This window comes from Bacillus cereus group sp. MYBKT111-2, assembly GCF_051915205.1.
Classification (GTDB): domain Bacteria; phylum Bacillota; class Bacilli; order Bacillales; family Bacillaceae_G; genus Bacillus_A; species Bacillus_A paranthracis.
The window spans coordinates 171,480-195,910 of record NZ_JBQAEG010000003.1; the positions used below are offsets into that span (position 1 = coordinate 171,480).

Below are 24,431 nucleotides of genomic sequence, written 5' to 3' on the forward strand. Positions count from 1 at the left end.
GCAACTCGAATTATATCGGCGATTTTCACAATATATCGGCGCAACTCAGATTATATCAGCGATTTTTCGATTATATCGACTTAACGACAAAAAGAAGAGGCCGTTCCCAAACAGCCTCTTCCCTCTATTTTGGAAGCTCCACCCGAACAGTCGTCCCTTCCCCTTTCGTGCTATAAACTGAAACAGTTCCGTTATGCAGTTCAACAATCTTCTGCACAATCGACAATCCTAAACCGCTACCTTCTACATTTCTTGCTCTTGCTGTATCCACCTTATAAAAACGATCAAAAATACGATCCATTTCTTCTTGCTCCATACCGATTCCGTTATCGGATATAGAAATTATAATGCTAGACTCTAACTCTTCGACAAAAAACTCAATGGTCCCGCCGTCGTTTGAAAATTTAATGCTATTCGTAAAGATATTACTCCATACTTGATGAAGTAAGTTTTCATCACCTTTTATAGTGATATCTGGCACATCAAATTCAACGGCGATATCTTTCTCACGCCATTTCCATTCGAGCATAAAAATGACGTCTTTAATTTGCTTCTGCAAATTGAATTCTTTTATTTGTAAAACTTTCTCTTCTTTATCTAATGACGCTAGCGTAAGTAACTGTTTACATAAACTAGACATTCGCTTACTTTCGCCCTCAATAATTTGTAAGTAATGGTTTCTTTCTTCCACGCTCATCTTTTCTGTTTGTAATGTCTTCGAAAATCCTTGTATGGAAGAAAGCGGTGACTGGAATTCATGTGAAACGTTCGAAACGAATTCTTGTCTCATTTCATCGAGTTCTTTAATACTTTTCGTCATCTTTTGGAAGCTTGTAGATAACGTTCCTATTTCATCTTTTCGTTTTACATCTAATTCAATTTCATATTCTCCACTCGCAATTTTTTGCGTAGCATTCGTAAATTTACGAATGGGACGAACGATGTAACCTGCTGCAATCGCTATAAAGATAATACTTAATAGTACGATAAACCCAAGTAATACCGCTAAGAAAATTCGCATCTCGCCAAATTGGTTTTGAATGTCAGGACGAATAAATAATGCGTACTGTTTATCACCGTGCTTTACCGGTACACCGACACTATTTATTAATTCATTATCGAAAAAACCAGTAATAAATAGACGAGTCGGATATGTAGAAACACCATTAAACGTTTCCCCTTGCAATACTTTATGAACGGTATCATCACTAATAGACGTCTTACGAAACGCATTGCCGATACGCTTTCCATTCTTTTGATCATCGACAATATAAATTTCATACCCTAGCTTCGCAATAGATTGTAAGTACGCCTCTTGATTTTCTTCGCTTTGCTTTTCATATAACGATTTAACTTCTTCCGCATACTTTAAAATCTTTTCACTATTATACGGTTTTAACTTCACTTGATAATATACGTTCGTTAATAAAAAGCCGATAATACTACTGAGTAGCATAATACCGACCGTCATAAAAACAAATCTAGAGTATAATGATTTCATTTTATTTCAGCTCCAACTTATACCCGAGTCCGCGTACTGTCGTAATTTGAAAATCATCCGTTCGTTTTGAGAAACGATCTCGGAGCCTTTTCACATGAACATCAACTGTTCGTTCATCCCCTTCAAAATCCATTCCCCATACTAGCTCAATTAATTCTTCTCTTGAAAATGTTCTCCCAGGATAACTAGCTAATTGTGATAATAATTCAAATTCCTTTAATGGAAGCAAAATCGTCTGCCCGTTACACTTTACTTCAACACCTTTACGATCAATTGTCGTCCCGTGAAGTGTAATTATGTCCGCACTTAGCATTTGATAACGGCGTAATAAAGCTTTCATACGGAAAATGACTTCAGCTGGTTCAAATGGTTTTACGATATAATCGTCTGTACCAGAAATAAATCCTTTTTCTTTATCGACTAACTGATCCTTTGCTGTTAATAAAATAACAGGAATATCATGATACTTCCGAATTTCTTCACATAACGTATAGCCATCAACGAACGGCATCATAATGTCTACGATCGCAAGATGAATATTTTCCTTCTCTAATACTTCTTGCGCTACCTTTCCATCTTCTGCTTCAAAAACTGTAAACCCCTCTTTTTGTAAATGATAATGTAACAACTCTCTAATATGCTTATCATCATCAGCTAATAAAATATGTATCATCTTCATTAAACCCTCTCTTATTCATCCTTCTACATCACTACATTAAGAAACAATTGGATTTTTTGCAAGAAAAAGAAAAGGATTCCTTAGAAGATACTCTTGTTATCATTGTGGTCAGCTGCTTTATTACTCTTATAACTTGGTGATGTACTCTGGTGTACGAATAAGTGATCTAATACTTTTTTAGTAAGTGGCATAAAGAAATTCAGTAATAGCCCACCTAAACAAACGGTTAATATAGTTCCAATACCAATTGGTCCATGTAAAATCGTTGCCATTATTAAGAATATAAGGTAAATACATGTTCGCGATATAAAGATATTCGTTCTCGTTAATTCTTGTATGATTAAAGTTAATCGGTCAATTGGAATGGGAGCAAAATTTGTTTGTAAATATATCGCAGTTCCTAATCCTGTAATAACTAAGCCAATTCCAAAATAAATCATTTTACTGTACCATATTTCTGGTTTAATTAAATTGCGTAATAAAAATAGCCACACATCAATACCAATACCCGTGATGAATGCTGTTAACAACCCTATTATCTCTGGTCTATGTCTTTTTAAAATTGAGTTACAACATATTAATAATAAAGCTATTATTATTTCCCAGCTTCCCACAGTAAGTCCCACATTTAAAGAAAGTCCTACTAAAAGTGCATCAAAAGGTGACGTTCCAAGATCTGATTGTATTGTAAAAGAAATACCAAGGGTTAATATTAAAATTCCTAATACATAAAAAATATACTTCATTTTAATCAACCTCTTCATCGTTATTTTTGTTGCATTTACAATAAAAATGTTTTATATTAAATGTAACTTCGAATTGTTGCATTTGCAACAAAAATAAAAGATAAGGAGTTCATTATGAAAGAAATTCTTCGTGAAATTGGTATGATTGCAAGGGCGTTAGATTCTATCAGTAATATAGAATTTAAAGAATATGAGCTTACAAAAGGTCAGTATTTGTATCTTGTGCGAATATGTGAAAACCCAGGAATCATTCAAGAAAAGCTATCTGAAATGATAAAAGTAGATCGTACAACTGCAGCCCGGGCTATCAAAAAGCTTGAAATCAATGGATTTATCGAAAAGAAAGAAGATGAATCTAACAAAAAAATTAAAAAACTTTTCCCGACAGAAAAAGGAAAAAATGTTTATCCTTTCATTAAGAGAGAAAATGATTATTCCAATACTGTTGCATTAGAGGGATTTTCGGAAACAGAAGCGGAAACTATTTCTAACCTTCTTCAAAGAGTAAGAAAAAATATAGAAAAAGATTGGGAATTTGTAAAAAAGGGAAATAAGAGAGATTATTGATTATATAAAGGAGCGAACTATTAATATGACTACACATATAGAAAAGTGCACCCTTAAAGATATACACAAACTTCAAGAAATTAGTTATGAAACATTTAATGAAACTTTTAAACATCAAAATTCACCCGAAAATATGCATCATTATTTGGAAAAGGCATTTAACTTAAAGCAATTAGAAAAAGAATTATCCAATAACTCTTCTCAATTCTTTTTTGTCTACTTCAACGATAAAATTGCTGGGTATCTGAAGATCAATACTGATGATGCTCAGTCTGAAGAAATGGGCGATGAATCACTTGAAGTCGAGAGAATTTATATAAAGAGCTCCTTTCAAAAACATGGTCTTGGAAAATATCTACTAAATAACGCTATCGAAATTGCAATAGCAAATAATAAAAAAAATATTTGGCTAGGCGTATGGGAGAAAAATGAAAATGCTATTGCTTTTTATAAAAAATCAGGGTTTGTACAAGCTGGCTCTCACTCCTTTTATATGGGAGATGATGAACAAGTTGACCTTATCATGATTAAAACACTCATATAAATTTTTTGAGAGGTGGGCTATTATGTATATTCCAAAGTATTTTAAAGTCACAAATGTTGATGAAATTTGGGATTTTGTTCAAAAAAACTCTTTTGGAACAATCGTCACAACAAAAAAAGAAAAACCAATCGCAACTCATTTGCCCTTTGGATTAACTAAAAAAGGTGATGACTATTTTATTACCGGACATATGGCTTATGGGAACCCCCAGTGGAGAACATTTGAAACCTGTGAGAATGTTCTTGTAATGTTTCAGGGACCGCACTCTTATATCTCTTCTTCTTGGTATGAAAATGAAGAAGTTCCAACATGGAATTATCAAGCCGTCCATATATATGGTAAAGCAAGTATTTTACATAAAGAGGAATTAATAGATGAATTAACCACAATGCTGAAAAAATATGAAGAGCATCGTGAAAATCCAGTATTATGGGATAAACTTTCCCCCACTCTCTTAGAAAATGAACTGAAAGGCATAGTTGGGTTTAAAATTAAAGTAGGAGACATTCAGGCTGCATATAAATTAAGTCAAAATCGAAATGAGACGGATTATATTAATATTATTGAAAAATTGTACAATGAAGAAAATCCAGATGCAAAACAAATGGCGGAACTCATGGGGAGTAGATTAAACAATCACATATAATCCATTGTAATTCAACTCTCACATTTCAAAATTAAAAAACAGACTGGAGCGCTTTATCGGCCGTTTCCATTAGAACGCAAAAGATTGAACTAAAAGTGAATGGCGTTTAATTAAAAAAGAATCTATTTTGAAAAAAGATTATTCAAAATAGATTCTCACGTTTTAGTATTAAGATTATTTTAAACAAAAATAATTTCTAAGCTTTCGAAATATCAACAAATCCTTCTCCAAACACATCACGAACATCGTGTATAGCGATGAACGCAGCCGGATCTGTAGTTTGAACAATCCGCTTTAGCTTCACTACTTCTTGCTTATTAATAACAACATATAGAATGTCCTTCGGCGTTTTCGTGTAATAGCCATGACCTGAATACACGGTAACCCCTCTGCCCATTAAGGTTGTTACCTTCCCGGCAATTTCATCCGGATTATCAGAAATAATTGTAATGGCCTTTTTCGGATTTAAACCTTCAATTACAAATTCCATTACTTTCGTTCCTACATATAGCATAATAATTGTCAGCATCAGTTTTTCTGCACCAATGATGAAATAAGATGAAAACGCAACGATTAAATCGAAGAACAGTAGACCATAGCTAATGCTCCAGCCTAAGTATTTATGTGTCATCCTCGCTAAGATCGTAGTTCCTGCTGTCGTTCCACCAACGCGAATGATAAGACCAATCCCGCATCCGATAAATATTCCACCGAAAATGGCATTTACGAGCATTTCATCCGAAGCAATCGTCCATCCTTCTGTTAAATGAAGAAATAGCGAGTTTGTAACTACAGCGATAATCGTATAAATCGTTGTGATTTTATTCAAAAATTTATAGCCGACTATTAACAAAATCGCATTTAAAATTAAATTCACTAAACCTGGTGACCACTCAAATAAGTAGTACGTAATAATCGTAATACCTGTTACCCCGCCTTCACCGAACTCATTCGGGATTACAAACAAATTCACACCTAACGCAAAAAGAAATGCACCGATAATAATAAAAATAATGTCTGTCGTTCTTTTTTTCATACAGTACCTCACTTCTTATGTAAATATTTATTCTGTCATAAACTCTCACCATTATATCGTGGAATATTCAAATCGAACAGTGGTTTATTTTTATTTTCATATAGGATGATAAATCAACTTTATTCTATATCCACATGTAATTTTAAAAGGGTAACAACTGTATTTATTATGTACTACAAGTAAAGTTTTGATTTCACATGTTATTCATGCTAAAAACCGAATAGGAACACGTACTCGCATGAACTTCGAGTACAAAACAAATAGGCGAAGCTATAGAATAGGCTTCGCATTAAGCATTTGATTGTAGAGATTTATATTCATACATTCCAAAATAAATTTACTTATCTTTCTCCATATATTCTTTAATCTTTCGTTCTTCCCACTCTTTTCCGAATATCCCAAATGGAAAAGTTGTTAAACCGTGTATAACGATACCAATCCCCCAACCTGCAAGTGGATATAAAAACCATAATTTACTTGAATCAGAGCTTATATTTATAAAAAAAAGCATTAAGTTAACTAGTATATATAATGCTAAATGAATATAAAACGCTTTTAAATTCTCCACTCTTTTTTTAGCTCGTAAATAATTCTCATCTCGCTCCATATATAAACACCTCTTTCATTATTGTATTTTTTAAATTCACTCCGATTTAAACATCATATTCTAGTCAGGAATACCTTATTCTCAAAAAATACAAAACAAAAAAGTACCTAGCAAATGGTCATGTCTATGACCATTTGCTAGGTACTGAATAATCCATTTATTATTTACAGAAATCTAATTAAGACCAAATCCAAACATCGTCATTATTTTCAACGTTGTTTTTTACTTCATGCACTTTTTCGATATGATCAACTGTGTTCCAGTTAATAGAACTTCCACCCCAGCCCACATAATTCATATCAATTTTCACTTTCTCACCCACATTAAATACTTGTCCCTTTGTTAAGAAAACATCAATAATATCTTTCTTCCCGTTTAACGATGGATACTCCACTACGACATATTTAGTAGCACCGTCTGTTCCTACTTTTGCTACTTCTCCAATTACATAATCAGGTGAGCCATCTTCTTTCATATGCATACCTAACTTGTTTGTTGTATTTTCAATTGCAGTTGCAACCATATATTCTGTAAAATTACGCATCATAGATCCAGTAGCTTTAACCTCATCTCCTACTTTCACATTTGAGAAAGTATCCATGTATACACTAACAGGTTCTTCATATTGCTTAGATTTTACGACAATTACACCGTTATCTACTTCTACTACTCGTCCTTCTAACGTCGAGAAATTCGATTCAATAGAAGCTGCACTCGCTGTTGTTACTTCTAGTCCTGGTAAATTTGTTCCTGATAATGCTGCGATTCCTAAAGCACCTGCTAAAATTAATTTTTTCATACCCATTATGAAACATCTCCATTCATGATGATTTTATATTTGATTGGATACGACCAACCTGTAACCATTATAGTTACAAGTCATAAAAAATAGCAACCCTCTTTCTTATGCAATGTTGCATACTGTGCTTTTTAAATATAAAGCGTTTTTCCCTATATTCAATACTACTGCTAAATTCTTGTACACCAGCAGGTAAACGAATTGATGATGAAGAAACTAATGTCATGCATCATATTTTTCAATACTACAGTTTGATAATCGTAGTCCATTACATTATGTAGGAGCGGAGTTAACATGTTAATAAAACCAAAGAGATTACAGGCAGGAGATGTTGTGGCAACAGTAAGTCCTTCATGGGGAGGAGCAGGTGATCCTGAAATAAGATGGCGATATGAGCAAGGGGTAAAGAGGTTAGAAGAAGTTTTCGGTCTTACGGTTGTTCCCATGCCAAATAGTTTAAAAGGTAGCGAATTCATTTATAACAACCCACAAGCTCGTGCGGAAGATTTAATGACAGCATTTAAAGATACGCGCGTGAAAGCAATTATTGCGAATATTGGCGGTCAAGATAGCATTCGCCTACTTCCCTATATAGATTTTAATGTAATACGTGAAAACCCGAAAATTTTTATGGGATACTCTGACGTTACTATTTCACATTTATTTTGTCATAAAGCAGGCCTTTCCTCTTTATACGGTCCGGCAATTTTGACCGACTTTGCCGAAAATGTAGAAATGGATCCATATACAATTGAAATGGTAAATCGAACTCTCTTTTCCAATGAAACGATTGGCAAGATTCAACCAGCTCATAAATGGACAAGTGAGCGTTTAGAATGGATCGAAATAAATAAGGATACAAGACGTACGATGCAGCAAAACAACGGGTATGAGTTACTTCAAGGCTCTACTACTGTACAAGGGCGTTTAATTGGTGGTTGCATTGAAGTACTAGAATTTGCAAAAGGAACGGAACTTTGGCCTGAGAAAAAACATTGGGAGGATAGTATTCTCTTCTTTGAAACTTCTGAAGATCATCCAGAACCAAGTTATATAAAGTATTGGTTACGAAATTATGCAGCGCAAGGCATTCTGCAAAAAGCAAAAGGTATCATTTTCGGTAAACCGAAAGATGAACAATACTATGAAGAATATAAAGATGAAATACTGAAAGTTATGAGAGAATATAACTTAGAAGATTTGCCGATTCTTTATAATTTAAATTTTGGCCATACTGAACCGAAGTTTATTTTACCTTACGGGGCAATGGCAGAAATTGATTGTGGAAATGGATCGTTCTCTATTTTAGAAAGTGGCGTGGAATGAATAAAATCACTCCTATGAGATATGAATGTGAACGGATACTTTTTAAAAGTATATAATTGGAGGGAGATTACGTGTATGGAAGTAACATTTACAGTAAGTAAATGGGATGAAAAACCAATTGATGATACTAGAAAAGATTTCCCTATTAATATTGCTCATGTTGAATATGATATTGATGGGGAATTAAAAGGAAAAGCTTTTGTTGAATACTTATTATATTATTTAGACTCAAATATAAATGATGGTCACTTGGCTACTGCTAAAATTTCTGGATTTTTACACTTTGAAGGGATTTATAAGGGGCAACAAGGGACATTTACAGCTATAGAGCAAGGAATATTTGATAAAGGAAATTTAGATTCCCCAGGAACAATTATTAAAGCTACCGGTAACTTAGAAAACCTACGAGGATTCTATAATTATCAGTTTACAGGTCAAACTAGTAAACTAATTTTAGAGTTTGAATTTCAGCAAAATATCCTATAATTTAGTGGAAAGGACATTTCTTGTAATACTAGGAATGTCCTTAACTCTTTTAAAATAAGAAAAACCGAAACTAAAATCATTTCGGTTTTTCAAACTAATGAAGTCTATCATTATTTTAAAGAATGTACAAATAACCCACTACGCAGTTTCGGTTCAAACCACGTTGATTTTGGTGGCATAACTTCTCCAGCGTCTGCGATTGCTAATAAAGATTCCATTGATGTCGGATATAGCGAGAACGCCGCTTTATATGCACCGCTATTTACAAGGCGTTCTAGTTCTTCTAATCCGCGGATTCCTCCGACAAAGTCGATACGTGAATCAGATCGCGGATCATGTATTTCAAGTACTTGGCTTAATAAATGATCTTGCAAAATAGATACATCTAAACCTTTCACAAGATCATTCGCATCAAACGTTTCCTCTTTCACTGTGAGCTTATACCACTTCTCGTTCACATACATGCCAAATGTTTTTGGTTCATTTGGTTTATACGGTGAAACAGATGCTTCTTCTACATAGAAGTATTGCGTGATTTGCTTTAAAAACTGTTCTTCTGATAAGGCGTTTAAATCTTTCACAACTCGGTTATAGTCCCAAATTGATAATTCATCATGAGGGAATAAAACTGATAGGAAGAAATTAAACTCTTCTTCTCCTGTGTAATTCGGATATTGTTCTCTTCGCATAAGCCCTACTTTTGCAGCTGATGCGGAGCGGTGATGTCCATCTGCAATGTAAAGATTAGGAATGTCTTCAAATACGTTCACTAAGCCTGCAATTACTTCTTCATCATCTATTTTCCAAGCAACATGCCTAACGCCGTCTTCTGCTGTAAATGTATAGATTGGCGCATGTTCTTCTTTCCAGCTTGCGATGAAACGTTTCACTTCTTCTTTTGTACGATACGTTAAAAAGATAGGACCTGTATTTGCGTCACATACATCTACGTGACGAATACGATCTAGTTCTTTTTCATGACGCGTTCTTTCATGTTTTTTAATTGTATCGTCTTCATACTCATCAATAGACGTACAAACGACAAGACCGGACTGCTTTCTACCTTGCATGGTCAGTTCATAAATATATAGTGCTGGCTCTTCGTCTTGAATGAACACTTCTTCTCGTATCAATCGATTTAAATTTTCACCCGCTTTTTCATATACGCGATCATCGTACGGTGAAAGCGCTGGGTCTAAATCAATTTCTGCTTTATCAACGTGTAAGAAAGAATACGGATTCCCTTTTACAACCTCTCTTGCCTCTTCACTATTTAAAACGTCATACGGTAAAGCTGCCACTTCCGCTGCTTTTTCTTCTACTGGACGAATGGCCCGAAACGGTCGGATTTTTGCCAAGTTCCTCTCTCCTTTACACAATCATTCGAACGGCTACAACACCTGTAATTTTACTTATATTTTCCACAATGTTCTCTTTTATTATATCATCAATTCCGTTATCAATATCAATCATCGTGTACGCCCAAGAATGTTTACTACGATTAATCATATCCGCAATATTAATATGATGCTCTGCTAAACATCCTGTAATTTGTCCTACCATGTTCGGAACGTTTTGATGCATGATTGTAATACGTTTCTTTCCGATATACGGCAATTCTACGTTTGGATAGTTGACTGAGTTACGAATATTTCCTGTCTCTAAATATTCACGTAATTGACGCGCTGCCATGATCGCACAATTTTCTTCTGATTCAGACGTAGATGCACCAAGGTGTGGAGTCGCAGTTACATTTTTCATCTTAATCACATTTTCATTTGGGAAGTCCGTTACGTAATGTGCAATAATCTCTTCTTCTAACGCTTTTTGAAGAACCTTTTCATCTACAAGTTCTCCTCTAGAGAAATTGAATAGACGCATACCTTTTTTCATCTTCTCTATAGCGTGTTCACCAATAATTCCCTTCGTTTGATTCGTAAGTGGAATATGAAGGGTAATATAATCACACGTTGCAAAAATTTCATCTAAACTAAATGCTCTTTGCACATGTGTAGAAAGGCGCCAAGCTGTTTCAACTGAAATGTAAGGGTCATAACCGACGACGTCCATGCCTAAAGCTAACGCATCGTTCGCAACTAAAGCACCAATTGCGCCAAGTCCGATAACACCTAGACGTTTCCCTGCAATCTCTGATCCAACGAATTGTTTTTTCCCTGATTCAACAAGCTGCGGTACTTCTTCACCCTCTAAATTTTTCGTCCAGCTTACTCCGTTAATAATGTTGCGTGAAGACATAATAAGACTGGCGATAATGAGTTCCTTTACTGCATTAGCATTCGCCCCTGGCGTATTAAAGACTACAATCCCTTTTTCTGTACATCGCTCGACAGGAATATTATTTACACCAGCACCAGCTCTGGCAATCGCCTTTAAATCTTTTGAAAACTCTTCTTGATGTAAAGAATAGCTGCGAAGTAAAATACCGTCTGGGTGGTCCATTCTCTCCCCTACTTCATAGCGCTCTCCGCTAAGCACTTGCAAACCTTTTTCTGCAATTTGATTTAACGTTTGAACACGAAACATATCCCCATCTCCCTATCTATTCTCAAGCTCAAATTCCTTCATATAATTTACTAATTGCTGTACGCCGTGTGCTGGCATCGCATTATAAATACTTGCGCGCATACCACCGACTGAGCGATGTCCTTTTAGCGTAACAAGTCCTCGTTCTTTCGCTTTTTGTAAAAACTCACTGTTCAGCTCTTCTGACGGTGTTGTAAACGGAATGTTCATAAGTGATCGATACGTAGGATCAACTGGTGAAGTAAACAATTTTGATTCATCTAAGAAATTGTAAAGAAGTGAAGATTTTATTTTATTTTGTTCTTCAATCGCAGATACTCCGCCTTGCTCTTTCAGCCACTCTAGTACAAGTTTTGTTACGTAAATACTAAAGGACGGCGGTGTATTATATAAGGAGTTATTTTTGCTGTATGTTTCATAGTTTAACATTGTAGGACAAGAGCGATCTGCTCCCCCAATTAAATCTCTTTTTATAATCGCAATCGTTAAGCCTGCTGGCCCTAAATTCTTTTGCGCTCCCGCATATATAAGACCAAACTTTGAAACATCATATCGTTCTGATAAAATATTTGAGGACATATCCGCAACGAGTGGTACTTTATCTACATGTGGAATGTCCACATACTTCGTTCCCTCAATTGTATTGTTCGTTGTAATATGTACATAATCTAGTTTTTCATCGCCTAGTAAACCATCCAGTTTAGGAATTGTAGTAAACTTCTCATTTTCAGAAGAAGCAATCACTTGCACTTCTCCTACTTTTTCAGCCTCTTGCAGTGCCTTTTTAGACCATGAACCAGTCAATACGTACCCTGCTTTTTTATACGTATTCATTAAATTTAACGGTATCATAGAGAATTGTAATGAAGCACCACCTTGTAAAAACAATACTTCATACTCATCAGGAATGTTCATTAATTCACGAAGTAAGCTACCCGCTTCATCTATAATACTTTGAAAATAAGAAGATCTATGACTCATTTCCATAATAGACATGCCTGTCCCGTTATAATTTACAAGCTCCTTTTGCACTTTCTCTAAAACTGGCAAAGGGAGTATTGATGGTCCTGCTGAAAAATTATACACTCTTTCCATCACCTTAATAACCTCCCTATTTCTCATCTTTTATTTTTTAAACTTTCTGAATTATACCTCACAATACAAGACACGGTCAATTTGTTTTCTATTATTACGGCGTAAGACGCAATGGAATCGCTTGCAAGTGCCAATATATTTTTTATAAAGTGAACAAAAAAAACATATCAACATAACGACATTCAAAATGTATACTGCGCTCCTTTTAAATTTGATACGTTCTTCTCTTATCTATTTTACTTTTTACACATAAAAAAAGAGCGAATCTACATTCGCTCTTTCCCACATATTTACGGCCCAAAGCTTATCATCCAACCTAACATAAATCCAAATATAGTAAACAATAGCATAAAAACAAATAAACTACATGCCCACAATGCATATTTTCGACTTTTTCTTTTTGTGATCATGCCTACGACTGAACATAACAATCCAACGCCAACTATTTCTCGAAAACCTTCGCCTATAAATGTTTCTTGACTAAGCAAAGTAATGTTCAAATACAATAACGCTAGAAAGGCAATAATTAATGAAATAGTCCCCATCCATGTTTCTTTTTTATAACTATGACTCTTTCTTTTTTTTAAGAATGCCAATTCCATAATCTCGCTTCACCTACTTTCAAGTTTCTAACTTTTTCATGGCTCATCAATTTTTCAACTTCCCCTTTAGGTCCAGTTACAACTGCCCCATATGTTTTTACCCCATTTTTTTCAAGGAAAGAAATACGCTTTGACAACTCTAATGTTTTCGCTCTAGATAGCTTCATCGCTAAATCTTCATGCTTTTGTAATGACTTTAACACACCAATAAATTGTTTCTCATGAGGTGAATCACTTACAAAAGGACCATTTAGACTTGAAATCATATCTGCTGGAAAACCAATCGGAGCAACATACATACCCTCATCATTCTTTTGCTTCTCCTCTAAACCTGTATTAACGGCATACCAGACGATATCAATAGTAGGAAACATATTCGTTACCTCTTGTACACTTAATAATTCTCTAAAAGATACAAATGCTTCTACGACAGATTCTTGCGGAAGACCTTTTAATACCTGCGCTTCTTCACTACTATTATAAGATATATTATAATTATTAGGATGAGACAATACTTCATTATCTACATATGGGACTTCTGGAATTTTTTCATCTGTTGTATATTCGCGGCTTACTTTCGCCACTTTACTTAATAAATAATATGTTTTCTCTTCACCTATTCGAATATCTTTCTTTCCTACCCTTTTATACAAATCAAAATGCAATTGTAAACTAAGCGGTAACAATGTTTGCTCCATGTCTCTTTCTTTCATATATACATTTGGTTCCGTTACACTTAACGTTTGCTTTACTACATTCCGTATCTCCATTGCGTTTGTAGGTGCGAATACATAGTATAAGAGCGTAGATATATATAAAATAGGTTGAATCAGTAATAAAAAAGTAAATACAATCAAAACGTTCGTAATACGCGCTCTTTTTTTCCCTATTTTCAACACTTGCTCCTGTTTTCCATCAGGAAGAGGTGCAGGTCTTTGATGAAGTGCTTCTTGCAACAAGTCTTTATAATCTTCTTGTTCAGAATGAGGTTTATCATTTGTCATTTTGACTCTTTTCCTCCTTTAACAATTGTTTTAATCTCTTTCTCCCGCGAAATATGTGGCTTTTATACGTGTTTAACTTTAAATCTAATACAGAAGCACCCTCTTCGTACGTTAATTGATGTACATCACATAATAAAACAGCTTGTGCCTCTACCACAGGTAAAGTATGAATAATCTGAATTAATTTTTCATAACTATTTTTTGCGACTACATACTCTTCTGTAGATTCACCTGCTTGTATTGTCTCTAATTCCTCCGTTCCTACAAAAGTCACTTTTCTCTCTTTCCTAACAAAATCAATAAACGTATGATACGCCACTTTAAAAAGCCATGATTTTACCTTTTGATTTTCATAATCTTCTAGATAAAGATACGCCCGATAAAAAGTCTCCTGCATCAAGTCCTCCGCTACATGATGGCTACGAGAAAGGGAAAATAAATACCGATACACATCGTTTATATAAACCTTATATATTTCTTCAATTTCCATTCCCCTCCTCCTTTCATATATAACACGAATAAGCGCGTTAAAAAGTTGCATTATTTTTCCTTTTTCTTTTTTTATAAAAAAATACCCCTTATACATTCTAATAACTATTTACAATTATAAACAAAATATAAGATGTTATAACTATGAATTCCAAAAAAACTCCACATGTAGTATGTACGGAGATTACACCATAGTTTATTTATAAATTGTAGGCGGGGAATATTTAATGCTTACTTTATAACCATACAAAAAAGTGTTAAGTACATAATCGTACTTAACACTCTAGTAATAAAAGAATAATAGCTAATCGTTCGTAAAAAACCGATCAAAAATTTGATAAATTGCAGAAAGACCAATGAGCCAATAAATAGTGTCCACAAGCGCCGGCATAGAACCAAACCATTTCTCAACTACATTGTAATCTAACGCTACAAATAACCAATTCAAACCGCCAAGAATCACCAAAATTACTGTAAGGTAAGACAAAAATTTCATTATGATTGCCCCCTAGGTGATAAGATGGTGAAAGGCCTTTCACTAGAAATATATGTGCCAAACTTTAAAACTTACCTATTTTATAAAAATTATTTTCGGTACCAGCCGTTAATAACTGCCGCCGTTTCTTGACTATGTATTTGATACGCATGCGTACTATCATTAGAACCAATAAACCAAATTGAAAAACCTTTAAAATATGGTTTCGGTTCTAATACGTCACGGTAAGCGCGCCATCCATTTAATTGTACGTCTTTTGAAAACACGTTAGAAACATCTGGATTCCACGGATTTTGCAATCCTAGTTCACGCGCTGGAACGTTAAATCCACCAAAGTAAACTGGCTTTCCTGTTGCTTTATGTAATTGTTCTAGTTGCTGAACAACATTCTGCCCACGATTATATACTGTCGTCGCAAATAAACTTTGCTTCACTTCTTCGTATGATGGATTTCTTTTTCCTGAAACTTCAAACCAACTATCGATACTAACAATGTCTACCTTCTTTAAATATGGACGGTTTATTTTCTCTACAAACTTCGCTTCATATGAAGGATCCCAGCTTGCTGTTAACCACCAATTCATTTGATACAAAACATTTCCTTTATACTGCTGGCGAACAAAATCAATCGTATCGCTCCAATATCCTTCTGCATATTCCATATTCACGAAATTAGAAGCAATCTTGAGCCCGTACACATTGTATTTACTTGTAATCGAGTTAAAGATGTCTTGCAAAATAACCGTTTTCCAATTCCAGAAGAAATCATTAATATTACTTGGATTCCATTCCGTTTCTCCAACATTTCCTTGCTGAATATATGGGAACGGTTCTACTATAACTTGAATATTACGCTTTAATAATTCTTGAATTAAAATAATAGCCTGTTGCTTTTGCGCTTGATTAATTACCATGTTCGTAGAAGTCACATTCGGAATATCTACCTGAATTGGTACATTTACTGTATTTAAATTTAAGCGCTCTACATCAGCTAACACTTTCGCTACATTTCCAACTTCCCATACCGTTACATTTCCTGATTTAATTTTTCCAGATTGAACAGTATTTACATCTGCCTGTACATTTCCTTGAAAACAAAAAGAAAACAGCATAATAAACACTCCTAAAAAACTTATTAAACTCTTATTTTTCTTCACAACTTTCCCCCTATAATTTTTGGCTTTCTTGATTATTTTATACAACGTTTCATATATATTCCACAAAAAATCCAATAAATTTTTATTGATAAAAATGCTATTCATACTAACCTCCTAAAAATAGTAAGATAAATAAAAAAAGGAACGGGTTTCCGCTCCTTTTTTATCTTTTTACGATTATCAATCCATTTCCCTTTTAGGCTCTACCAACATAATGTGGGATTCCTTTTCAGTGAACGGTTTATGCTCAACGCCCCTCGGGACAATAAACATCTCGCCTTTAGAAATTTTCACCTGTCCATCACGAAAATCGATGAACATCTCCCCTTCAAGCACAATAAATAGCTTATCTGTATTAGGATGCTCATGCCATATAAAATCTCCATTAGCTTTAAAAAGCTGAATTTGATCGTCATTCATTTCACTAATCACTTGTGGATACCAATAATCGTTAATTTTAGATAACTCGTCATTTAGTTTAATAGGTTGGTAATGGATAATGATCCCTCCTCATTTTCAACTTCCACTATATTACAGTAATCTAAGTAAAAAAGTCGTTATTACGCTTAAAAAGAAAATGCTCAGGCCAGAACTTTTCATTCAGATAGTACAAAGAAGTGATTTCAATGAAAGTACTTTCAATCCAATGTTTCCTTTAACTCTCCATAAGTATAGAACAGTGATTTTCAAATAAGAATGGACCTCTGTTGACATTAGTATGGATTATTGATGAACTTCTCGCGATATTTAGTAGGCGAAATGCCAACTCGCTTCTTGAAAACTCTACTAAAATAAAAAGGGTCTGCGATTCCAACAGCCTGCGCAATTTGTTGTACAGGCACACTACTTGTACATAACATTTTTTGAGCCATCTTTATACGATAGTTCAATAAATATTCTGCTGGCCCCATACCTGCATGCTTTCTAAACACGTAAGAAAGACGATTTCGATTAACATTATTTTGTTCTGTAAGCGTATGTATTGTAATATCTTTATAATAGTATTTATGAACGTAACTAGATATTCGTTCGAATAAAGTATGCGATTCATAGTTGTTTTCTCTATTGACAACACTTAATAAAGCTTCATTCAACGCTTCGCGAAACAGCATTTCAGTCTGAAACATCGAAATGCCTCCTCGCTGATTATACACATCCCAAAGACGCATAAGTAATTCGACAAGACGAGGAGATTGTCCTGTTAACAATTCAAAATGCTGATGAGTAAAGCCAGAGTCTTCTCGTTCTGAATTGCTTATCCGATATAAAACAAGAATATATTCCCAGTTTATTTCACCAAGCATTTTATGGGCTAATGTCATTTTTGCACCCCCATGTATAACTTTTCCTGGGGAAAGGATATACGGCGTACCATTAAATTGAAATTGCGTCTTCCCTGTAAGTGGAAATACAAATCCTGGGAAAGAATCTGTAGACTCAGCACAAGGCACACCTGGATTTTTAGCATAACGATATACTCCTTCTACTCGGAAAGGAGTATTGGCAAGATACTCTGCTAACTCATTCACGTCCAACTTCACAATGCAAGCCTCATTTCAATTATAGTTTTCTTGTAATTCGTGAGATTAATTGGTGTACATTCTGGGCAACGCTAAACTAAAAATAGTACATACGACTTAACAACATCTAGTTATTAACCTATAAATATATCGTTTTTCATTTATTGACAAAAGTATCCTCCCTATATTATTGATAATGATTTTCATTGTAGTTTGATAAAAAAACATTTGTCAAGTTGGATAGCCTAGAAAAATGATGAAACAAGGGGTACAGAGGAACAGTTCTGTCGCAAATAATATCTGGTCTTTGTTAACTAATTCCCCTTAAAACTGGAATGATCATATTAATAGTTGTAATAGCTTTATTAGTTACAGCACTTGCAGCATGTAGAAATAATCGTAATCCTGAAGAAGTTGCTACAGCGTATTTCGAATATGGAAACAGCCTACTATCCAATTAAATGATAGTAGGCTGGCTGTTAAAATGATTTAAGAACTGGGTTATGTTCTAAATGATAAGATTTCATTATCAAAAAGATTATTACTAGTCCTCTCCACAAACAAAAACACTCTATCACTTCGGCTCTAAATTTAACACCTTCCCTTCTATCCCCTCCGTATTCAATGTAGTCGTATGATATGTTCCATTTACCCAATCATCTATTTGATCATGATACCAATCGCTTCTAAAATGGCCCGATTGTCCTGGTCCTACGATATGATAACCGTTTGACATATCTTTCGTATCAATAACGAATCGCCAAGAAGCTCCGTGATTGACAATACCGTTATCTCCGTAACTCGCCGCTTGAACGGTAACTTGACTTCCGCCAATTGGAACTGGTTTCTCACGATTAAATGCTAGTAACGCTAACATACTAGATGATTTTGAGATTGGATGTGTAAAAGCAAGTTGATGGTAATCGCCCCACTTCCACTCCGTAACATCTGGTCCATACTCCTTCTGTAATTTCTTCATTACATTCTCGTACGATGTATGCACAACTTTCGTGAAGCCTCCATACTTCGTAAACCAAGCGCTCTTTTCTCCTGCTACTTCTTTTCGAATCAATTCATCCACAACTTGTGACTTCCCTTCAAATAACTCCATCACATCTTTCGGAATTTCTTTTGAAAATAACGTATTTGAAATCTCTTTCATTAATAGATGGAATAGTAACGGTGCCGATTCATCTTTACTATCGTAAAAATTCCACTTCGTTAATTGTTTTACGCCCTCTTTCTCTACTTCATTTAAAGATGCTTTATTTAACTCTTTTAAAAATATAGGAGCAAACTCTTTCCCGTATAAATTTTTTTGATCCATCTGTAACTCTTCTAAATCTTTCACTGTATATTTTTCCTTCTCTTGTAAAAACTCTTGAATACGCATTTGCCTATATGGCTGCGCCCACGTATTACTAATATGGTACGGATAATGATCATCTACAATTTTATTATTCGCAGTTGAAATAAACCCTTGTTTTGGATTGATTACTTTTGGAAGTTGATCATACGGGATATACCCTTCCCATTCATATTCATCTGTCCATCCTGGCACAGGCAGACTACCATCACCTTTTTTACGCACTGGTATATTTCCATTTGCTTTATAAGCAATTGTGCCGTCGTTTGATGCAAATACAAAATTTTGAGTTGGTGTATGAAAATCTTGCAGTGCCGTTTCAAACTCATTCCAGTCTTTCGCCTTATTCATATTTAATACAGCCTTTAATTCAGCGGAAGGCTCCAAAGCAGTCCATTTCAAAGCAAATACTGTTTTCGTCTTCTCTTTCCCTTTATCCGCAAACTCTGAAATGACTGGGCCATGCCTCGTAACTGTAACATTATACGGAATTGTTTTCCCGCCTTTTACTTTAATAGATTCATCCACAACGGTAGCTTTTTCCCACTTATCGTTATACAGAAATTCATTTTCATTATTAGGATTTCTCTTCTCAATATATAAATCTTGCACATCAGGACCTGTATTCGTAACGCCCCATGCTATTTTGTCATTGTGCCCTAATATAACCCCTGGTACGCCAGCGAAAATAACGCCACTCACATGTAAATCTTTCATTTCAAGTTTCGATTGATACCAAATAGAAGGTGTCGCAAGAGATAAATGAGGATCATCCGCTAAAATCGGCTTACCAGACGCACTCTTCTCACCGCTTATAACCCAGTTATTACTACCATTAAACTCTGGTGGAATGATTGTTTTTGCAAAGCTTTGTGCGACATTCACATTTGTATTCTCGAGTTCAGCTAGCAATCTAGGCGCATCTTTCGGATATGTAGGAAATAACTCATTTGCTTGCTCTTTCGGCAAATTTTTCAGCGCCCAATATCGAAATGCCTGTCCATGCCAATGTCCACCTAAATCAAACGCCATATACTTTCCAATTGTTAACGTATCAACAATTGACCACTCAGCAGGTTCGTAGCCTAATATAGTAAACTCGACCGGCAATTTCTTTTCCTCTTTTGCCTCGCGTATAAAAGCGTTCACCCCATCAGCAAATGACTGCAGAGCAAATTTTGCTTCTCCATCATATTGGCTAACAGACGCTTCGGCTGCTCGCCGTAAACCGAGCGTTCGAAACAACTTATCTCGATCAACAGCTGCTTCCCCCACAACTTCACTTAACATCCCAGAAGCCTGCCTTCTACTTAAATCCATTTGAAATAATCGATCTTGCGCTTGTACATACCCTTGCGAAAAATATAAATCATGTGCATTTTCCGCTTTAATATGTGGTACTCCTTTACTATCTCGCTTTACCGTAACAGCACGTTGTAAATCCTCTAGTTTTATCGTTCCGTCTATCTTTGGCACAGATTTCAGCGTATATATGTTTAAAAAAATCGCTGTACAAATAACTAATAAAAGAACGGTACTACTAGACCAAATGAAAATTTTCTTACCCCTAGTTCGTTTCTTCTTTATAACAACTTCCATATAACCCCTCCTTTCTCAAACTATTCGCTTCTATTTTGAAAGAACCTTTTTGAAAAGTTGAAAACCCCCTTCATTTTCCTACAAATGAAGGGGGAATTTTTATCGTTTATTACGCCAGCTTTCATTATGACCAAGATTTGAATCGGTCGCTAATTGTACATCATATAATATTTCACTAAAGAAATACTTATCTACTTCTTTTGGCACAATGCGTCTTTCATCATCAATTTCATCGTATTCATATGAACCACGATTCACTGTACCTGCTTTATAAAATTCAATATCATACACACATATATCTTCTTCATCTTCATAGCCAATCGGCGCTCCGCTAAATGACAGTTGTGCCCCTAATCCAGTGCGAGTATCTTCTTTATAAAACGTATAATACACACCGCCATCTTGAACTGATCCGCGAATCCATCCAAGTTTCGTCATCTTACCGAATAACGAGCGACCATTTAATAAAATACCACCAAACCTCTCAACAGTAACCTTATCATTTTCCTCTACTACAAACACTGGACGTTCCATTTGTAAGAACGGCTGGACAATCTTAGAATGTTCCAGTTGCTCTTTCCACAATTCTCTTTCCGTTTCGGATAATTCTAACGGATGAATGAAACCAATCACGGTTCCAGACGAAAATTCATGATTCTCTCCTATCACCGAATAAAACGTACCATCCTCCGCATAACGGAACATTTCCAGTAACTTTCCTTCCGTATATTCACCCCAAATAAGTGAAGTTGCAAATTGCTTCATAATTGGATTCTCCAGAAATAGCGCCTTCCACGAATCGTATGACCAATAGCGCTTTCTTGATAGAGCAGCTTCCAAACGTTGTTTCTGCATGGAAAGAGCACTTCGAAGCTCTTTCTTTAAAGTGGATACCTCTCTCTTAGCTAATTCAGCTTTTTCTATATCATCTTTTGCATTCGGCTTTGGAAGTGACTTCATACGTTTCCCTTCTTCTGTCTCTAATTCAATTTTTGACTCTGCAGTTAATATGGCCGTAAAACACCTATTCCCAAAATCAATCTCCTTCTCACCACGTATATTGAAACCAAGATTTGGTACCAGTTGATCTTCCAGCTCCTCTTCCGTTATACTACGTGTTTTTGCAGCGAGACTTAGTGCTTCTTTTGCCGCATTACGCACTTGTTTATGTTTATATTTAAAGGCCATTGCATGAATAGACATAAGTGCAAGCTTAGATGAGGACAAGCCTAAAGCCCGAACAGCATCAGCTGCAATTTTCCCTCGCATATCGAGCACCCATTCATCGATTTGCTTTTTCAGTATGCCGACCATTTTGTCATCACTATATATTCCATATAACGAAAGAATACCGCGTTTCTTCACATCTGCATCTTGAGAAATCCATGTTTGATATATTTCTTGCACACATTCTTTCAAGTCCTGTTCATTTAAAGTACTCCCAATCGCTTCAACTTCTTCTTTCTTCTCGATAACAGAATCTGAAATGTACTGCCGCAAATAAGCTAATGGAATTGTAGCATCGGCAATTTCATTAGAATGACGAAGACGGATTTGTGGTTCATCCCCAATCAATTGCAGAAGTGAATTTCTTTTTTGTTCCGTTACGATACGGCCACAAAGTTCTTCTATATTTTCTGCGCTTCTCCCCACTTCAAGTAATGGAGCAAATTTCTCGGCCAAAGAGGCATTCTTCTTATCTTGCAAAGCTTCCTGTACAAGTTCTGTATATTTTTCGATTTTATACTCTATAAGCAGTTTCATCACATTTTCACGAACAATTTTCTTTTTATTATGAAGTTCCAGCGCTACATCCTCCGCAGCTTCTACATCTCTTGAAAGAAGTTTAATTACAGACTCACGCATTTTTTTAGATGAATCCCCTAAAGTTTTAATTAAAATGGGACGCATTTTAATCATGTTATCCTTTGCTAACTCTTCTAAAATATATGCTTTGGCAACAGCAGAATACTCATCAAACTGTTCAATTATATACGCTTGTTCTTTTACAATGACATGAACAAGCGCTTCCTTCGCCTCATTTCTCTCTTCACTGTAGCATGCAGCTTGTTCAACTGCATAGGCAATCAGCTTTTCCTTACTTAGCCCATACGAAAGAAGTTCTTCTAATACCTGTTTCGGTTCTATCCCTCTGACAGAGCATTCGTAAAGAAGTTCATATAAATTAACACTATATACATCTCCAAATTGCAAGGTAAGTGCCGCTTCTCTTTTTGCTACATCATCTATATCCCAAAGAAGTACAACTTCTAAAACTGGCATATCCCAATACATATTTCTATATTTCGGGTTTGTAAGTATTTGCTTCATTTCATCAAATGACAATTTCCCGAGTAAATAATCACGATACGTATCCCGCACCGTAGACAACTTAAGTTGCAAAGCAGCGATAAAAAATTCTTCTCGCATTCTCCCTCTATTTAACTCATGTCCTTTTTCAGCTAACGTTCGTGCGATTATGAGGTAATTACTTTTACTTACATACTGCAAAGTACGTTGAACAAATTCAGGATTTTCTTCCGCCACGGAGCATAACATTTCATATTCATACGCTTTACAAAATTCTTCATTATTTAAATCATGTTGCCTCAGGCGGTGCGCAAAGAATCTTTCCTCAGAAATCCAAAACTGTTTACAAAAACTTTGAATTTCATTATAGGTTTTCTTATTTACACTCCCTGTTCGTTTATAGTTTTGAGGCTGATTGAGAGTTTGACACACGTAACACGTAGCATGATTTATAAACCCCCACACGTTTTTCTTTGCTAATATTTCCACATATCGCCTCGCAACGTTTGAATACTTATGGACATGAAATAACAGTCGCCAAATATAGTCCGGTAAATTTCCACCTAAAAATAATTCCCTATCACTTTCATCTTTTATATATCTTTCAGTTGCTTCAATCTTTTCCTTTTCCCCATTCAAATTCAAAATAAATTCAGCATGTTCTTTTAATCTCTCTTCCAATAAAGAGCTATACGTATGGAACCTCTCATAATCTACTTCAAACATTACGAGAAGTAGTGATAGTTGTTGCTTATTTAGTAAAGTATGTAATTGTCTCTCTATATAGTTCGGATTCTCTTTTGTTAACTCTTTCAGAAAACTATACGCCTCATTCACATAACTAGAGATATTAGTTAAATATTTACATGCAATGACTACAAGTTGATCCAATGGAAGTGCACTTTTTTCTAAATAAACCTTCATATTAGAAAAATCTACATATTTAAACCTTATTATAAGAACATTTAACAACTGCTCCCCTAACAAGTAATAGAATAATCGTAAGAAAGCTGGATCTTGCTTATGCACTTTCCTAAAATCATTTATAAACCGCTCAGCAAAATCGCCTCTTCTTTGATCTCGAATTGTCGTTAATTGAATATCTTTCAAAATCTCTTCTTCTTTTGTTTGTAAATATAGCAGTGATAATTGTTCCTGTTTTTCTGTCATATGAATATATTGAAATAACCGAGTTGTATTTGTAGTCAAACTTTGTTCCCCCGCATCTTTTATCCATTATAAAAACATCCTTATTTAATGGTAGTATAGCATAAAACCCACCAAAACGAACGTACATTCTATATTAAATTAA

Annotated in this window: 24 protein-coding genes; 6 read left to right on the top strand and 18 right to left on the bottom strand. The window is 35.1% G+C overall.

All coding sequences use genetic code 11. From position 1 onward, the window contains the following. Positions 1 to 124: 124 nt before the first annotated feature. The 3 genes from ACTFNE_RS09625 to ACTFNE_RS09635 form a co-directional block, all read right to left on the bottom strand. Positions 125 to 1,501: a sensor histidine kinase gene (locus tag ACTFNE_RS09625; protein ID WP_048556822.1), complete on the bottom strand. Its 1,377-nt coding sequence runs from the start codon at positions 1,499 to 1,501 to the stop codon at positions 125 to 127. A 1-nt stretch (position 1,502) separates the two neighbouring features. Next, a complete protein-coding gene (locus ACTFNE_RS09630) occupies positions 1,503 to 2,180 on the bottom strand; it encodes a response regulator transcription factor (protein ID WP_000781974.1) in 678 nt (225 codons plus the stop codon). A gap of 80 nt (positions 2,181 to 2,260) precedes the next feature. Continuing rightward, entirely contained in the window at positions 2,261 to 2,926 is a 666-nt protein-coding gene (locus tag ACTFNE_RS09635) for a YczE/YyaS/YitT family protein (protein ID WP_270705963.1), read from the bottom strand. 114 nt (positions 2,927 to 3,040) lie between these two features. On the opposite strand from ACTFNE_RS09635, the gene ACTFNE_RS09640 reads away from it, so the two are divergent. The 3 genes from ACTFNE_RS09640 to paiB are packed head-to-tail and all read left to right on the top strand — an operon-like array spanning position 3,041 to position 4,683. Further along, complete coding sequence (locus ACTFNE_RS09640; protein ID WP_000658984.1) at positions 3,041 to 3,493, top strand: MarR family winged helix-turn-helix transcriptional regulator; 453 nt, start codon at positions 3,041 to 3,043, stop codon at positions 3,491 to 3,493. A 25-nt stretch (positions 3,494 to 3,518) separates the two neighbouring features. Continuing rightward, complete coding sequence (locus ACTFNE_RS09645; protein WP_270705962.1) at positions 3,519 to 4,037, top strand: GNAT family N-acetyltransferase; 519 nt, start codon at positions 3,519 to 3,521, stop codon at positions 4,035 to 4,037. A gap of 22 nt (positions 4,038 to 4,059) precedes the next feature. Continuing rightward, on the top strand, positions 4,060 to 4,683 hold the full coding sequence (paiB, locus tag ACTFNE_RS09650) for a protease synthase/sporulation negative transcriptional regulator PaiB (RefSeq protein WP_101166726.1): 624 nt from the start codon (positions 4,060 to 4,062) through the stop codon (positions 4,681 to 4,683). A 196-nt stretch (positions 4,684 to 4,879) separates the two neighbouring features. Here paiB and ACTFNE_RS09655 read toward each other — a convergent pair whose 3' ends face one another. The 3 genes from ACTFNE_RS09655 to ACTFNE_RS09665 form a co-directional block, all read right to left on the bottom strand. Next, entirely contained in the window at positions 4,880 to 5,719 is an 840-nt protein-coding gene (locus ACTFNE_RS09655) for a YitT family protein (protein ID WP_000747499.1), read from the bottom strand. Positions 5,720 to 6,056: 337 nt separating this feature from the next. After that, positions 6,057 to 6,326 (bottom strand): 2TM domain-containing protein, encoded by a 270-nt coding sequence (locus tag ACTFNE_RS09660; protein WP_000438991.1) that lies wholly within the window; start codon positions 6,324 to 6,326, stop codon positions 6,057 to 6,059. Between the two features lie 178 nt (positions 6,327 to 6,504). Continuing rightward, positions 6,505 to 7,131 (bottom strand): hypothetical protein, encoded by a 627-nt coding sequence (locus ACTFNE_RS09665; RefSeq protein ID WP_270705961.1) that lies wholly within the window; start codon positions 7,129 to 7,131, stop codon positions 6,505 to 6,507. Between the two features lie 288 nt (positions 7,132 to 7,419). On the opposite strand from ACTFNE_RS09665, the gene ACTFNE_RS09670 reads away from it, so the two are divergent. Next, entirely contained in the window at positions 7,420 to 8,451 is a 1,032-nt protein-coding gene (locus ACTFNE_RS09670) for a S66 family peptidase (RefSeq protein WP_270705960.1), read from the top strand. A gap of 75 nt (positions 8,452 to 8,526) precedes the next feature. Continuing rightward, positions 8,527 to 8,937, top strand: coding sequence for a DUF3224 domain-containing protein (locus ACTFNE_RS09675; RefSeq protein ID WP_270705959.1), 411 nt, complete (start codon positions 8,527 to 8,529; stop codon positions 8,935 to 8,937). Between the two features lie 110 nt (positions 8,938 to 9,047). On the opposite strand, the gene ACTFNE_RS09680 is transcribed toward ACTFNE_RS09675, so the two are convergent. The 10 genes from ACTFNE_RS09680 to ACTFNE_RS09725 all read right to left on the bottom strand — a co-directional run bounded on the left by ACTFNE_RS09680 (position 9,048) and on the right by ACTFNE_RS09725 (position 17,865). Then, positions 9,048 to 10,295 carry a DUF1015 domain-containing protein gene (locus tag ACTFNE_RS09680; RefSeq protein ID WP_270705958.1) on the bottom strand — a complete coding sequence of 416 codons (1,248 nt, stop codon included), beginning with the start codon at positions 10,293 to 10,295 and terminating at the stop codon, positions 9,048 to 9,050. A 13-nt stretch (positions 10,296 to 10,308) separates the two neighbouring features. Next, a complete protein-coding gene (locus ACTFNE_RS09685) occupies positions 10,309 to 11,481 on the bottom strand; it encodes a 3-phosphoglycerate dehydrogenase family protein (RefSeq protein WP_270705957.1) in 1,173 nt (390 codons plus the stop codon). Positions 11,482 to 11,493: 12 nt separating this feature from the next. Beyond that, on the bottom strand, positions 11,494 to 12,576 hold the full coding sequence (gene serC, locus ACTFNE_RS09690; RefSeq protein ID WP_002163592.1) for a 3-phosphoserine/phosphohydroxythreonine transaminase: 1,083 nt from the start codon (positions 12,574 to 12,576) through the stop codon (positions 11,494 to 11,496). Positions 12,577 to 12,866: 290 nt separating this feature from the next. Continuing rightward, positions 12,867 to 13,178: a hypothetical protein gene (locus ACTFNE_RS09695; RefSeq protein ID WP_046198453.1), complete on the bottom strand. Its 312-nt coding sequence runs from the start codon at positions 13,176 to 13,178 to the stop codon at positions 12,867 to 12,869. Further along, the gene (locus tag ACTFNE_RS09700) at positions 13,160 to 14,182 is read right to left on the bottom strand and encodes an anti-sigma factor (protein ID WP_046198452.1); all 1,023 of its coding nucleotides are present in this window, start codon (positions 14,180 to 14,182) and stop codon (positions 13,160 to 13,162) included. Before ACTFNE_RS09700 ends, ACTFNE_RS09695 begins: the two co-directional genes overlap by 19 nt. Further along, positions 14,172 to 14,672, bottom strand: a complete 501-nt coding sequence (locus tag ACTFNE_RS09705; protein ID WP_046198451.1) for a sigma-70 family RNA polymerase sigma factor — start codon at positions 14,670 to 14,672, stop codon at positions 14,172 to 14,174. Before ACTFNE_RS09705 ends, ACTFNE_RS09700 begins: the two co-directional genes overlap by 11 nt. Positions 14,673 to 14,975: 303 nt before the next feature. Next, entirely contained in the window at positions 14,976 to 15,167 is a 192-nt protein-coding gene (locus ACTFNE_RS09710; protein WP_000670804.1) for a DUF378 domain-containing protein, read from the bottom strand. An 89-nt stretch (positions 15,168 to 15,256) separates the two neighbouring features. Beyond that, a complete protein-coding gene (locus tag ACTFNE_RS09715) occupies positions 15,257 to 16,324 on the bottom strand; it encodes a glycoside hydrolase family 113 (RefSeq protein WP_046198478.1) in 1,068 nt (355 codons plus the stop codon). 180 nt (positions 16,325 to 16,504) lie between these two features. Continuing rightward, entirely contained in the window at positions 16,505 to 16,744 is a 240-nt protein-coding gene (locus tag ACTFNE_RS09720; RefSeq protein ID WP_000997182.1) for a cupin domain-containing protein, read from the bottom strand. 293 nt (positions 16,745 to 17,037) lie between these two features. Further along, entirely contained in the window at positions 17,038 to 17,865 is an 828-nt protein-coding gene (locus ACTFNE_RS09725; RefSeq protein ID WP_046198449.1) for a helix-turn-helix transcriptional regulator, read from the bottom strand. Positions 17,866 to 18,179: 314 nt separating this feature from the next. On the opposite strand from ACTFNE_RS09725, the gene ACTFNE_RS09730 reads away from it, so the two are divergent. Continuing rightward, complete coding sequence (locus ACTFNE_RS09730; RefSeq protein WP_270705976.1) at positions 18,180 to 18,305, top strand: hypothetical protein; 126 nt, start codon at positions 18,180 to 18,182, stop codon at positions 18,303 to 18,305. Positions 18,306 to 18,418: 113 nt separating this feature from the next. Here ACTFNE_RS09730 and ACTFNE_RS09735 read toward each other — a convergent pair whose 3' ends face one another. Next, positions 18,419 to 20,809 (bottom strand): penicillin acylase family protein, encoded by a 2,391-nt coding sequence (locus ACTFNE_RS09735; protein ID WP_046198448.1) that lies wholly within the window; start codon positions 20,807 to 20,809, stop codon positions 18,419 to 18,421. A 99-nt stretch (positions 20,810 to 20,908) separates the two neighbouring features. Then, positions 20,909 to 24,328, bottom strand: coding sequence for a DUF4132 domain-containing protein (locus tag ACTFNE_RS09740; protein ID WP_046198447.1), 3,420 nt, complete (start codon positions 24,326 to 24,328; stop codon positions 20,909 to 20,911). Positions 24,329 to 24,431 lie beyond the last annotated feature (103 nt).

What these genes read in the sequence shown, in the direction of transcription:
- ACTFNE_RS09625 (WP_048556822.1), bottom strand. Translation starts at nt 1,501, where the DNA reads ATGAAATCATTATACTCTAGATTTGTTTTTATGACGGTCGGTATTATG.
- ACTFNE_RS09630 (WP_000781974.1), bottom strand. Translation starts at nt 2,180, where the DNA reads ATGAAGATGATACATATTTTATTAGCTGATGATGATAAGCATATTAGA.
- ACTFNE_RS09635 (WP_270705963.1), bottom strand. Translation starts at nt 2,926, where the DNA reads ATGAAGTATATTTTTTATGTATTAGGAATTTTAATATTAACCCTTGGT.
- ACTFNE_RS09640 (WP_000658984.1), top strand. Translation starts at nt 3,041, where the DNA reads ATGAAAGAAATTCTTCGTGAAATTGGTATGATTGCAAGGGCGTTAGAT.
- ACTFNE_RS09645 (WP_270705962.1), top strand. Translation starts at nt 3,519, where the DNA reads ATGACTACACATATAGAAAAGTGCACCCTTAAAGATATACACAAACTT.
- paiB (WP_101166726.1), top strand. Translation starts at nt 4,060, where the DNA reads ATGTATATTCCAAAGTATTTTAAAGTCACAAATGTTGATGAAATTTGG.
- ACTFNE_RS09655 (WP_000747499.1), bottom strand. Translation starts at nt 5,719, where the DNA reads ATGAAAAAAAGAACGACAGACATTATTTTTATTATTATCGGTGCATTT.
- ACTFNE_RS09660 (WP_000438991.1), bottom strand. Translation starts at nt 6,326, where the DNA reads ATGGAGCGAGATGAGAATTATTTACGAGCTAAAAAAAGAGTGGAGAAT.
- ACTFNE_RS09665 (WP_270705961.1), bottom strand. Translation starts at nt 7,131, where the DNA reads ATGGGTATGAAAAAATTAATTTTAGCAGGTGCTTTAGGAATCGCAGCA.
- ACTFNE_RS09670 (WP_270705960.1), top strand. Translation starts at nt 7,420, where the DNA reads ATGTTAATAAAACCAAAGAGATTACAGGCAGGAGATGTTGTGGCAACA.
- ACTFNE_RS09675 (WP_270705959.1), top strand. Translation starts at nt 8,527, where the DNA reads ATGGAAGTAACATTTACAGTAAGTAAATGGGATGAAAAACCAATTGAT.
- ACTFNE_RS09685 (WP_270705957.1), bottom strand. Translation starts at nt 11,481, where the DNA reads ATGTTTCGTGTTCAAACGTTAAATCAAATTGCAGAAAAAGGTTTGCAA.
- serC (WP_002163592.1), bottom strand. Translation starts at nt 12,576, where the DNA reads ATGGAAAGAGTGTATAATTTTTCAGCAGGACCATCAATACTCCCTTTG.
- ACTFNE_RS09695 (WP_046198453.1), bottom strand. Translation starts at nt 13,178, where the DNA reads ATGGAATTGGCATTCTTAAAAAAAAGAAAGAGTCATAGTTATAAAAAA.
- ACTFNE_RS09700 (WP_046198452.1), bottom strand. Translation starts at nt 14,182, where the DNA reads ATGACAAATGATAAACCTCATTCTGAACAAGAAGATTATAAAGACTTG.
- ACTFNE_RS09705 (WP_046198451.1), bottom strand. Translation starts at nt 14,672, where the DNA reads ATGGAAATTGAAGAAATATATAAGGTTTATATAAACGATGTGTATCGG.
- ACTFNE_RS09710 (WP_000670804.1), bottom strand. Translation starts at nt 15,167, where the DNA reads ATGAAATTTTTGTCTTACCTTACAGTAATTTTGGTGATTCTTGGCGGT.
- ACTFNE_RS09720 (WP_000997182.1), bottom strand. Translation starts at nt 16,744, where the DNA reads ATGAATGACGATCAAATTCAGCTTTTTAAAGCTAATGGAGATTTTATA.
- ACTFNE_RS09730 (WP_270705976.1), top strand. Translation starts at nt 18,180, where the DNA reads ATGATCATATTAATAGTTGTAATAGCTTTATTAGTTACAGCACTTGCA.
- ACTFNE_RS09735 (WP_046198448.1), bottom strand. Translation starts at nt 20,809, where the DNA reads ATGGAAGTTGTTATAAAGAAGAAACGAACTAGGGGTAAGAAAATTTTC.